This window comes from Arcicella gelida, from assembly GCF_034931025.1.
In the GTDB taxonomy this organism is placed as follows: Bacteria; Bacteroidota; Bacteroidia; order Cytophagales; family Spirosomataceae; genus Arcicella; species Arcicella gelida.
Map to the genome: position 1 here is coordinate 168,897 of NZ_JAYGIL010000004.1, position 12,465 is coordinate 181,361.

Here is a 12,465-nt window from a genome sequence, read left to right on the forward strand (position 1 = left end):
CCTTTATTGGGGGAAACGATTACTTGTAATATGGAGAAATCATCAAGTAAACAATTACACCTGTTACCGAAACATATAACCACATTGGGAAAGTAAATTTTACAATTTTCTTATGCAAATCAATCTGATTGCTCAAAGCATAATACATAGCTCTAAGTACAAACCACACTACACTAATTGACAAACCAATATGTGAAAGTAATAAAAAATAATATACTGGTCTGATAATTCCTTCACCCTCAAAAGGAGTAGAAGGATTAGAAATATGGTATAAAATATATAAAACCAAAAACAGCGAGCCTTGAATAAATGACAAACTCATCATTTTTTGATGCCATTTAATATTGCTATTTTTAATAAAAATGTAGCCAATAATTAGTGTGATTGAAGTTGTTGTATTTAGTACACCAATTACATGTGGTAATATTTTTGTCCAAGATCCTAAATCAATTTTTGTACGAACTCCAATCAGTACTGCTACTGCTAAAGGAATTGTAATTGACAAAACATTAACTAGCTTTTCATTTTTTTCGTTTTTCTCTACCACTAATGAAGCCATTTTTCTTTACGGTTTTCTAAATCAACTATTGGTTTGATATATTTTCAAGAGTACTCTCATTTCAAGGATTAATCTATCTACATCCTTTTTATCAGTTCCATCATAGAAACCTCTGATGTGTCCTTCCTTATCCACAAGTATTAACTTTTCAGAGTGGATAAATGTTTCATCTGGGCTTTTAATTGCTTTATCATATTCTGAAGCATCTGCTACTGGAATGTAATATCCTTTCACAGCCAATGGATAAATCACTTTTTTTTCTCCAGTCAAAAAATGCCATTTGCCACTTTTAGCATCATATTCTTTGGCATATTTCTTCAATTGCTTGGAATCATCATGAGAAGGATCAACAGAGATAGAAACGAAACTTACTTCTTCATTTTCTGAAAAAGTATCTTGTACTCTTGTAAGTTGCGTTGACATTTTAGGACAAATAGTGGTACATCTTGTAAAGAAAAAATCTGTTACATAAATTTTTCCTTTCAATGCACTGCTCGTAAACTTATTTCCATCTTCATCTATCAATTCCCAATTAGGAATAGTATGAAAAACAGTATCCATTTCAGGCTGATTCCACCTTGGATTCGGGTTTTTCTTCATCATCACATTTCCAGTTGTAGAATCTGTCAATGGAATCATGTAGGGCAATTCATAATGGTTTTCACCAAAACCCTTTAAATATAAAAAAATTAAAGCTGGAACAACTAACGCAGCGATTAGGATTCCAGCTTTTTGAGACTTTTGCATGATTGTTTTCTTTAATCAATCTTAATGTCTTAATATCGCTACTAAAACATTTGTGGATAATTACTTGAAGTAACTATCCACAAATTTTATATCAGTAAAGGTGACCGCCTTCGTAAATCAGAGCAATTAATAACCAAACGACAAATATTGTTGGTATTAATATAGACCAGATAAGCGTTTTCACTTCATGTTTCAAGTGCATAAATTCTCCTACGATGAAAAATGCTTTGACAATTGTCATTACTACGAAGATTGCAACTCTTGTATGATTAGCTGGTAAAGTAAATGCAATAACGAACTCTATAGCTGTAAGGATTAAAAGAATCCAAAACGTTTTCCAGATAGCCGCCGTTTGTGCTGGTGGAATTACTTTTTCATCAGCATGTGATGAATGATTATGTGATGCCATTATATTTTTAGATTAACAGTTATCGAATTATACAAGATAGAAGAATGTAAATACAAACACCCAAACTAAATCTACAAAGTGCCAGTAAAGACCTACTTTCTCTACCATTTCATAGTGACCACGACGCTCGTACAAACCAGTAGCTGTGTTAAAGAAAATCAAAATATTTAAAATAACACCTGAGAATACGTGTGTTCCGTGGAAACCTGTAATAAAGAAGAATAAATCTGCAAATGCTGGAGGACCGTAAGGATTACGAGTCAAATTTGCACCTTCGATAGGATTACCCAATGCGTCTTTAGCAGCTAAGGCTAAATCAGCAGGACCGTGAATGAAGTGAGTCCATTCCCAAGCTTGTGAACCTAAGAAAGTAAAACCACCTACGATTGTCCAAAGCATCCATTTTTCAACATCAGCACGGTCGCCACGATGCCCAGCTTCAACAGCTAATACCATAGTAACAGAACTGAAAATCAAAATAAATGTCATGATTCCAACAAAAACTAATGGAGCCTCAACACCATGTAAAAATGGAACAGCTTCGAATACTTTGTCAGGGATTGGCCAGTGAGCAGTTGAGAAGAAAAACTTTTCATGAACACCAGTGTATGCTTGCTGGCTAAAGCGAATCATACCGTAAGTTACCAATAAGGCTGAGAAAGTGAACGTATCTGAAAGTAAGAAAAACCACATCATTAGTTTTCCGTAACTAGCTTTCAAAGGCTCTGAACCACCCGACCATGTCAATTTTTCAGGAACGGCAGTAGCAGCGTGTAATGCAGACATCTTTTATAATTTGGGGTTTATTAATTATTTAAAAGTTCGCTAATTTAAACAGATTAACGATTAAAATACAAGAAAAAGAATAAATACAACCAGAGTATATCTAAAAAGTGCCAATAAGTAGCACATAATTGTATTCTGGTAAGATTTTTAGATTCATTCGTAAACTTAAACGATGAAACCAAAGAAACTAAAAGTACTATCAAACCTGAAAAAACGTGTAAGCCGTGTAAACCGACTAATACATAAATCCAAGAAGCGGCAACATCACTGCCAGCGAAGTATAATTGATTCTCAATTAAATCAGAGAAACCAATTACTTGAGTGATTAAAAACACCAACCCGAACACAAAAGTAATAGAAATTGCTGTTTTGAGTGTACTGAATTTATTTTTTTTTGCAGCTCTCACTGCGAAAATCATTGAAATACTACTTACAAACAAGATAATTGTTGAATACCAAAAGATTTGAGGCAATTCAAACTCATGCCATCTACCTTCTGCTTTTCTTACTAAATAACCTGAAGTCCATCCTGCAAACATCATGGTTATTGATACAATTGCTAACCAAAGCATAAACTTCTTTGGATTCATTGAGAGCGTTTCTTCAGGCTCTCCTAGCTTTATATTGGCTAAATGTTCTTGTGTCATTATTTGTTAAATGTCAATTCTAAATCAAAATTATACCTTGTCCATCAAAAAAGCTATTTGCACGATTGGCAAATATATAAACGACCCAAACATCATCATCAAGGCTACCTTATCAGTTGGTTTCGACATTAAATAAAATGTCTGTGATAAAAACAATACTCCACACAAAACAGCTATCATCGCAGAGTTGATACCTGTCATGTGTAACAAATAAGGTACAAAACCGCATGGAACTAGAAAGATGGTGTACATCATCATTGTCAAGGCAGTTCTTAAATCTTTATGACCATTATTCGGCAACATTTTAAAGCCTGCTCTTTGATAGTCTTCATCAGCAACCCATGCAATAGCCCAGAAATGTGGAAATTGCCAAAAAAACTGAATCGCAAATAATATTCCGGGTTCTAATCCAAAATGGTTCGTGGCTGCAACCCAACCAATCATTGGAGGAAAAGCTCCGGGAAAAGCTCCTACAAAAACTGAAATTGGCCCTACTCTTTTCAATGGAGTATAGACAAAACCATAAAGTACAAAACTTAATAAACCAAGTAAACCTGCTTTGTAATTAAATTCAATAAATAGAATATATGATGAGATAATTAACAAAATTATACAGAATACCATGGCTTCATTTACAGATAACCGTCCGGTAGGCAATGGCCTGTTCTGGGTTCTTTTCATTAGTTTATCTAACTCTTTTTCTTTAATCTGATTCACAATATTTGCTGCACCAGTAATGAAAAAACCGCCTAAACTAATGAAAATTATTTTCTCCCAGTCAATATGATCTACAGCTAAAGAATAGCCAAATGCACCAGAAAATGCAACCATCGCTGATAATCTAAATTTCAATAATTCGTAATATGCTTTCACTTTTAAAGCTATTCCGATAGGAATGTTTTCTTCTTTTGAGATCATTACACTTTATGAATATCAAATATCCACTTTAATCTAAAATTACTTTGCTAAAACTAGTTTTTACTTGCCTTAAATACACGTTCAGCATTTATTAACAGGTAAACGATAAACTGTATTCCTAACGACAAAATAGCAAGCGTTAAATGAATTGGCTGAATATATGCTGGCACACTGAAGTAAGCCATTATTATTCCTGAAATAATTTCAATGATAACAATTGCTAAAAGTGCTACCATAAATTTATACGTCAAACCTTCTCTTTGGATATTCTTTTTCAGAAGCCAAACTAAATAAACATGTAGAGCAAGTATAATCAATGAATAAGAACGGTGAATTAAAAACGGTAATCCCATTTGTTCTATCCAAGTGTTTCTATTATACCCGAATAAAGGATTAGCCACTACTCTATCAATTGCTTCTCTTACTTGTGTACCCAATAATACTTGCGAAGTAGAAAGTACCAATGTTAAAACCAAAACCAAATTTAAAGTTGATTTATGGCTAATTGTTTCAACTGAAATTACTTCAGACCAAGCCCTAGCAATGGCATAAAGTAATACAAATACAACCAGTACGGCTAACAACATGTGTAGTGTTACCACTCCTGGCTTCAAAAAAGAATCGACTACATATTTTCCTAATACTCCATTTGCTCCTATTAAAATAACGCCTAAAAAGGACAAATACACTATTACTCTATCTTTTTTGAAGTAGTAGAAAATCGAGGCTAAAAATGTTGCAAATACAACAATTCCAGTGAAGGCACCTAGCAATCTATTAGCGTACTCTATCCATGTTTTAGTAACATTAAATTCTACTTCACCGTGAAGTTTTTCTGCATAAATTTCTTGATAATTATTCGGCAGTTGACTTACATCTGTTGGGGGAATTAGCATTCCAAAGCATTTTGGCCAATCTGGACAACCCATTCCAGAACCAGTACTTCTAACAATTCCACCAGCCAACACTAATAGATAAATCGTAATGATTGTTAATATTCCTAATTTCCTAAAAAGCATTATTAGAATATTTAAACATTGATTAACTAAATTCATTTAATACTTAATTGAACTAAATGAATCTTCTAAAAAGAAAAATTGAGAATATGTTAATTTAAGATAGCCTAAATTAACACATTCTCAATCTTAGAGGTTTTTTAACATCTTAGTGACTATAAGATGAATTTTGAATATCTAATAAATCTTCAATATCCTTTTCATGTGCAATCTCTTCATTTTCCTCTGGTAAGTTAGATTCAGGTGTTGCTGAATACGGAACGTTCTGAGGGATGAAATCAACTGCTGAACCTGGTTTACTGTAGTCATAAGCCCAACGATATACTGCTGGAATTTCGCCTTCCCAGTTACCGTGTACTGGAACAACTGGAGTAGTCCATTCTAAAGTAGTAGAGTTCCATGGATTTTGTGGAGCCGTTTTTCCTTTGAAAATAGAATAAACAAAGTTGATTACAAATATCACTTGCGCAGTGAATGTCAAAATAGCAGCAATTGAGATAAACATGTTCATATCAACAAAAGCTTCCATTCTACCATTACCTAATGCCGTAAATGAATAATAACGACGTGGGAAACCTGCTAAACCTACATAGTGCATTGGGAAAAATACGCAATAAACACCAATGAAAGTTGCCCAGAAGTGAGCGTATCCCATGTTTTTGTTCATCATTTTTCCGAACATTTTAGGGAACCAGTGATAAACACCTGCCATCAATCCGAAGAAAGATGCCGCACCCATTACTAAGTGGAAGTGAGCTACTACGAAATAAGTATCGTGTAAGTTAATATCTAAAGCAGCGTTACCAAGAATGATACCTGTTAAACCACCAGAGATAAACAATGATACAAGACCAATAGAGAACAACATCGCTGGCGTAAAGATGATATTACCTCTCCAAAGTGTAGTAATATAGTTAAATGCTTTTACTGCTGAAGGTACTGCAATAATTAATGTTAGGAACATAAATACCGAGCCAAGGAATGGATTCATACCTGTTACAAACATGTGGTGAGCCCATACAATAAATGCAAGCATTGTAATACCCATCATTGAACCAATCATCGCACGGTAACCAAAGATTGGCTTACGTGAGTTAGTTGCAATAATTTCAGATGTGATACCTAAAGCTGGAAGTAATACAATATATACTTCAGGGTGACCTAAGAACCAGAACAAGTGTTGGTATAAAATAGCCGAACCACCTACGTTTGGTAAAGCTTCACCACCGATATAGATTTCTGACAGATAGAATGATGTACCAAAGCTACGGTCGAAAATCAATAATAATGCAGCCGATAATAATACAGGGAAAGATAAAAGACCTAAGATAGCTGTAAAGAAAAACGCCCAGATAGTCAAAGGTAATTTTGTAAACGACATTCCACGAGTACGAAGGTTAATAACTGTACAAATGTAGTTAATACCACCCATCAACTGCGAAACAATAAAGAATGTCATACTTGTTAACCACAAAGTCATCCCTAAACCAGAACCAGGCATTGCTTGTGGTAAAGCACTTAATGGAGGATAAATTACCCAACCACCAGATGCTGGCCCCGTTTCAGTAAATAAAGAAGCAAACATGATTATTGATGCTAAGAAGAAGAACCAATAAGATAACATGTTGATAAAGCCAGAGGCCATATCTCTTGCTCCAATCTGAAGAGGAATTAAAAAGTTTGAGAAAGTACCCGATAAACCTGCTGTCAATACAAAGAATACCATGATGGTTCCGTGCATTGTAACAAGTGCTAAATAAAATTCTTTCTCTAATTTTCCATCAACAATCCATTGACCTAATACTGGCTTTAACCAAGTTAAATCCATATCAGGAAAACCTAATTGTAAACGGAAAATAATTGACATCGCACCACCAAAGAATGCCCAGATAATACCTGAAATTAAGTACTGCTTAGCAATCGTTTTGTGATCTTCTGAAAATATATATTTTTGAACAAAGCCTAACTCGTGATGCTCATGTTCATGCTCGTGTGCATGAGCGTCTGTAGCGTTTAGTGTCGCAGTTGCCATAATTAATGAAAATTTATTCTTGTTGAATAAGTAGTTTAACGTAAAGATACCGTTCCAGCTGTAACTGTTTCTGTTGCTGTAGTACTGTCTGTTTCAACAACAGGAGCTTCAATATATTTTTGAGCTTTTGCTTTGAACTTTTCAGGAACTTTAGCCAAGTAATCAGGATTTTGAGTTAAGAATGGCTTTTGTTGTTTACACCAAGCTGCATAATCATCTGGTTCGTCAACGAAAACTGTAATTGCCATACCGAAGTGACCACTACCACAAATTTCAGTACAGTTCAACTTATAATTAAAATCAGGATTACCAGTTTTATAACGCATCTCATCTGTTGAAATCGTTGGAACAAACCAGAATTTAGTTGGCATTCCTGGCACTGCATCCATTTTAACCCTTTGGTAAGGTAAATAAACAGAGTGTAATACGTCTTGAGCTTTGATTTTCAATAATACAGGAACTCCTTTTGGGATGTGCATTTCGTTAGCTGTAAAATCATCAAATGATTTCTCATCAGTAAAATCAATACCTACACTGTTTGTATTATCAATCAATTTATAGTTATTGTTTCCTAATTTGTTGTCATCATTTCCAGCATATCTAACATACCATCCGAATTGGTGACCTGTCACTTCAATCACAACAGCATTATCTGGTGCTTGTGAAGTAATATCTCTCCAAGTTCTCCAACCTGTAAATACAAGTACTGCCATTACAATAGCAGGAATTACAGTCCAGATAAGTTCTAGCTTGTGGTTAACGGGATAGAAAGTTGCAATATTTCCTTTTTTGTAACGATAGATAAAAGGGAAAACAAATAGAAGTGCATTCGTAACAAAGAATGCGAAAGTAATTACTCCCATTGAAATCCAAAACATACTATCTGTCTTAACACCATGTTCTGATGCCGCTACTGGTAAAAAGTCTGGTCTTGCGTGGAAAAACGACCATGCAGCACCAATAGAACCTAAAACCAAGAATATAATGAACCCAATTGCATTTAGATTATTAGCTCCGTCAACTGGTACATCAGAGTCTGTATCAGTTCCCTGAATACCTTTTGATAAAGCCATACTCTTGCTGACAATGATAATTGCCAAAATCAAGAATATTACTGACAAAAGTCCTATTAAATACGTCATGTTCGTAAATAAATTTTAATTATAAATTCTTAATAAAATGTTTATCAAAAATGTTTTTTGTGATAAAACTTTTTTTTCTATTTCAGTAAAATTAAATATCGTGATGAAGAGCTTCTTCCAAGAAAGGATGATTTTTAGCTACTAAAGAAGCTTTTGTTAATTCATTTGATACAATGTAAATGAAAGCAGAAGCAAAAATTGTAACCATACCAAACTCTACTAAACCGAATCCACCGTGAGGTCCAATAGTTCCTGGCATAATCATTTGGTAGAAATCTAAGTAGTGACCAACGATGATGAAAGCACAACAGATTTTCAAGAAAATTGCAGTTCTTTTTGCATCACGAGTCATCATTACTAAGAATGGGAAGAAAAAGTTAAACACAACGTTTAATATTTCTGTAGCTTTGTAGATTTTGTCATGACCTTCCCAACGCTCTAAGAAATAAATCGTTTCTTCAGGGAAGTTAGCATAGTAAATCAACAAAAACTGTTCGAACCAAACGTAAGTCCAGAAGATAGAGAAAGCAAACATGAATTTACCTAAATCGTGTAAATGGCTAAAATTCACATATTGCATATATCCTTTGTCTTTCAATAACAATACCGTTAAAGTAATAGTAGCTAAACCTGTAACATGCCATGAAGAGAACATATACCATCCGAACATTGTAGAGAACCAGTGAGTGTCGATAGACATAACCCAGTCCCAAGCTGACATTGAACTCGAAATACCCATTACTACAATAAAACCTGTAGCAATTTTCACCATATCGTAGAAGTTAGTATTACCTCCGTTCAAATCTTCATCAATAGATTTTTTACGCATCCAATTCCAAAGAATTAACCAAAGTGCAAAAAACACAACCATTCTACCTATGAAAAACCCTTGATTCAAATATCCTGATTTTCCAGCAATGATTTTATCATAATGCTCGCTTGAAGGATCTGTAATTCCATGGTGCATCCAGTGGAAAATGACATCACCTTTGAAAATGAATGTTAAAATTAAAACAGGTCCAGTTATCATCAAGAAACGTGGAAATGCTTCTGGAATTCTTTTAATTACTGATGACCAACCAGCTTTAGCAAGGTATTGAATTGAAACAAAGAACATACCAATTACAGCAATACCTGTAAAATATACTCCGTTCAACCAAAGGTTTGCCCAGATACGGTTCGTCCAGTCGTAATCACCATGATGAGAAACCGCTCCGCCAGAAAGGTGTTCTCCGTGCTCAGCACCATGTTCAGCAGCTGCTTGAACTACTTCGTGCCCTTCACCACGTGATAACAAATAAATTCCAACTAGTAGAGCTACAACTCCAGCCACAAAAGCATAAATGATTCTCTTGCGACCCTCCGCCGTGAACTCAAAATATTCTTCGACGTTAGCTGGGGAAAAATGTGAATGTCCCGCCATTATACTATAAAGTTTGTAAGTTTGATTTTATACTTTTAAAGAGTTTACCCTGAAACTCCGAAATAATCCTTAGCAAATAATCTTATTGCTTTTGTAATTCATGAACATACAATACAATCTTCCAACGGTCTGCAGAAGAAATCTGTGAACCATGAGCCCACATTCTACCTTTTCCATGTGTAATTGTATGATAAATATGTCCGTCGTTTACATCTTTCAAAGCATCAGATGAATATACAGGTACACCCGCATATTTTTTACCTACAAGACCATCGCCTTTACCAGCCTCACCGTGGCAGTGCTGACAAAATCTTTCGTATTGTTCTTTACCAGCTTCAAGGTTTTTTTCTGTAGGAGCAAAAGGATTACTCAATAAAGCTTCAGAAGAAGCCATATCTCCAGATTTAATATTTCGAGCGATTAAATCCATTTGAAGTAATTTAGCATTCACAGAATCACTTTGTGCTTTGCCAAAATTACTACGAGGTACAGTTCCTTTTACTGGTAAACGCATATTCATTCCGTAAGGATTAATATGGTTTGTATCTCCTTCAGACTGCGACATTGGCTCGTATGCTACCGAATGATACATATTTGGAGCAAATTCAGTCCCTGGATCGTTATGTTTGTCTTTACAAGCTGTTAGCGATAATGCGATAACTCCACTTACTAAAAGACTTTTTGTTTTGTTAGTAAACATAATTTTAGAAATATTTTTTTCGTCAATCACTTAGAAATCATTTCAAGTGACATAAACTAAAATTGCTTAACGTTCACTTCGATTGCACCTGTTGCTTTCAAAATAGATTCGATTTCTGATTCTGACTTTTTATTGTTTGCCATATTGACAGTCAAAATAAATCTATCATCTGTACTTCTTAAATCGAAAGTTCTTGGTTTCTTACCTGGCCACAAGCTGTTTGATACCAAGAAAGTACCAACCATACCAAAGGCAGTAAACAATACAGTACCTTCAAATGAAACTGGAATCCAGTCAGGCAAAGCAAAGAAGTCTTTACCACCAATAATCATTGGCCAGTCGAAAACCATTGTATAGTTTATCAAAGAGAAAATACATGTTAAACCTAAACAACCGAATAAAAAGGCTGCGATAGGAATACGAGTGCGTGGATGCCCAATTGCAACATCTAATCCGTGAATTGGGAATGGAGTATAAACTTCCTCGATTTTGATTCCGCTTTTCTTCACTGTTGTTACAGCTTGTAAGACTTCATCATCATCATCATATACTCCGACTAAATATCTTTCTGTTGAATCCATTGTTTGAATCTTTATTCTGTTTTGTGATTTGTAACTAGTAAAACTTTAACCTAATTACTAGTGAACATTTTCTTTAGATTTTTCTCCACCTTGTTTTTTCTTGAAAGGATAGTTTGTTGAAACACCTTTCATTACAGACTTAACCTCGAACATATTGATTACAGGTAAGAATTTCGCAAACAAGAAGAATAATGTAAAGAATAATCCGAAAGAGAAAATATAATCACCAATATCATACATTGTTGGCGAGAACATAGCCCATGAAGAAGGGATATAGTCACGGTGTAATGAAGAAACGATAATTACAAAACGTTCGAACCACATACCAATATTTACAATCACAGATAAGATGAACGAAACAAGGATACTTGTACGTAATTTTTTGAACCAGAAAAGTTGTGGAGAAATTACGTTACAGCTCATCATCATCCAATATGCCCACCAGTAAGGACCAGTAGCACGGTTAACGAAACAGTAGCTTTCGTACTCTACTCCTGAATACCAAGCGATGAAGAACTCTGTTAAATAAGCAATACCTACGATTGAACCAGTAACAGTAATGATGATGTTCATCATTTCGATGTGTTCAATTGTAATATAATCTTCTAATTTAAATACTACACGAGTAATTAATAATAAAGATTGTACCATTGCAAAACCTGAGAAAATCGCACCAGCAACGAAGTATGGAGGGAAAATGGTAGTATGCCATCCTGGAATTACAGAAGTTGCAAAGTCCATTGATACAATCGTGTGTACAGAAAGTACAAGTGGCGTTGAAATACCTGCAAGAATTAAAGATACGTATTCATAACGTGCCCAAGTTTTTGCTGAACCATTCCAACCTAAACTGAACAAGCCGTACCAGAATTTCGAAGCTTTAGTTTGTGCTCTATCACGAATTGTTGCTAAATCTGGAACAAGTCCTAAATACCAGAATACTAATGATACTGAAAGATAAGTCGAGATAGCGAAAACGTCCCAAACTAAAGGAGAGTTGAAGTTTACCCAAAGTGATCCAAATGTATTTGGTAATGGTAATGCCCAGTGGAATAACCAAGGACGACCCATGTGAGCCAAGATAAACGATGCTGCACAAAGTACGGCAAAGATTGTCATCGCTTCCGCAGCACGGTTAATAGATGTTCTCCATTTCTGACGGAACAATAAAAGTACGGCAGAAATCAAAGTACCAGCGTGACCAATACCTACCCACCATACGAAGTTGGTAATATCCCAAGCCCAGCCAACTGTTTTATTTAAGCCCCAGACTCCGATTCCTTGCCACCATGTCCAGAATAGACAATAAGCACCGTAAGCAAAAACTACGAGAGATACTCCAAAAGCTATTTTCCATTCTTTTGTTGGAGCCCCTTCTACTTGCTTACAAATATCATTTGTAACGTCGTGATAAGATTTACCGCCTGAAACGAGGGTTTCTCTTATGGGTGATACTACGTGCGACATATTTTAATATTTGATAGTTTTAATTTCAGTGATGGATC

Annotated in this window: 13 protein-coding genes; all 13 read right to left on the minus strand. The window is 35.0% G+C overall.

Annotated elements, in window-relative coordinates:
* Window positions 1–19: 19 nt before the first annotated feature.
* Window positions 20–559 carry a DUF420 domain-containing protein gene (locus VB776_RS04390; protein ID WP_323326388.1) on the minus strand — a complete coding sequence of 180 codons (540 nt, stop codon included), beginning with the start codon at window positions 557–559 and terminating at the stop codon, window positions 20–22.
* Between the two features lie 21 nt (window positions 560–580).
* Window positions 581–1,306 (minus strand): SCO family protein, encoded by a 726-nt coding sequence (locus VB776_RS04395; protein WP_323326390.1) that lies wholly within the window; start codon window positions 1,304–1,306, stop codon window positions 581–583.
* 91 nt (window positions 1,307–1,397) lie between these two features.
* Complete coding sequence (locus VB776_RS04400) at window positions 1,398–1,715, minus strand: cytochrome C oxidase subunit IV family protein (RefSeq protein ID WP_323326392.1); 318 nt, start codon at window positions 1,713–1,715, stop codon at window positions 1,398–1,400.
* 27 nt (window positions 1,716–1,742) lie between these two features.
* On the minus strand, window positions 1,743–2,501 hold the full coding sequence (locus VB776_RS04405; RefSeq protein ID WP_184129454.1) for a cytochrome c oxidase subunit 3: 759 nt from the start codon (window positions 2,499–2,501) through the stop codon (window positions 1,743–1,745).
* Between the two features lie 53 nt (window positions 2,502–2,554).
* Complete coding sequence (locus VB776_RS04410) at window positions 2,555–3,148, minus strand: cytochrome c oxidase subunit 3 (RefSeq protein ID WP_323326394.1); 594 nt, start codon at window positions 3,146–3,148, stop codon at window positions 2,555–2,557.
* Window positions 3,149–3,178: 30 nt separating this feature from the next.
* Complete coding sequence (cyoE, locus tag VB776_RS04415) at window positions 3,179–4,066, minus strand: heme o synthase (RefSeq protein WP_323326396.1); 888 nt, start codon at window positions 4,064–4,066, stop codon at window positions 3,179–3,181.
* 53 nt (window positions 4,067–4,119) lie between these two features.
* Complete coding sequence (locus tag VB776_RS04420) at window positions 4,120–5,085, minus strand: COX15/CtaA family protein (RefSeq protein ID WP_323326398.1); 966 nt, start codon at window positions 5,083–5,085, stop codon at window positions 4,120–4,122.
* 145 nt (window positions 5,086–5,230) lie between these two features.
* Window positions 5,231–7,114 carry a cytochrome c oxidase subunit I gene (locus VB776_RS04425; protein ID WP_323257590.1) on the minus strand — a complete coding sequence of 628 codons (1,884 nt, stop codon included), beginning with the start codon at window positions 7,112–7,114 and terminating at the stop codon, window positions 5,231–5,233.
* A gap of 35 nt (window positions 7,115–7,149) precedes the next feature.
* The gene (locus tag VB776_RS04430) at window positions 7,150–8,256 is read right to left on the minus strand and encodes a cytochrome c oxidase subunit II (RefSeq protein WP_323326400.1); all 1,107 of its coding nucleotides are present in this window, start codon (window positions 8,254–8,256) and stop codon (window positions 7,150–7,152) included.
* A 91-nt stretch (window positions 8,257–8,347) separates the two neighbouring features.
* On the minus strand, window positions 8,348–9,679 hold the full coding sequence (locus tag VB776_RS04435; RefSeq protein WP_323326402.1) for a quinol:cytochrome C oxidoreductase: 1,332 nt from the start codon (window positions 9,677–9,679) through the stop codon (window positions 8,348–8,350).
* A gap of 82 nt (window positions 9,680–9,761) precedes the next feature.
* A complete protein-coding gene (locus tag VB776_RS04440; protein WP_323326404.1) occupies window positions 9,762–10,379 on the minus strand; it encodes a c-type cytochrome in 618 nt (205 codons plus the stop codon).
* A 56-nt stretch (window positions 10,380–10,435) separates the two neighbouring features.
* Window positions 10,436–10,960, minus strand: a complete 525-nt coding sequence (locus tag VB776_RS04445; protein WP_184129433.1) for a DUF3341 domain-containing protein — start codon at window positions 10,958–10,960, stop codon at window positions 10,436–10,438.
* 57 nt (window positions 10,961–11,017) lie between these two features.
* On the minus strand, window positions 11,018–12,427 hold the full coding sequence (gene nrfD, locus VB776_RS04450) for an NrfD/PsrC family molybdoenzyme membrane anchor subunit (RefSeq protein WP_184129429.1): 1,410 nt from the start codon (window positions 12,425–12,427) through the stop codon (window positions 11,018–11,020).
* Window positions 12,428–12,465 lie beyond the last annotated feature (38 nt).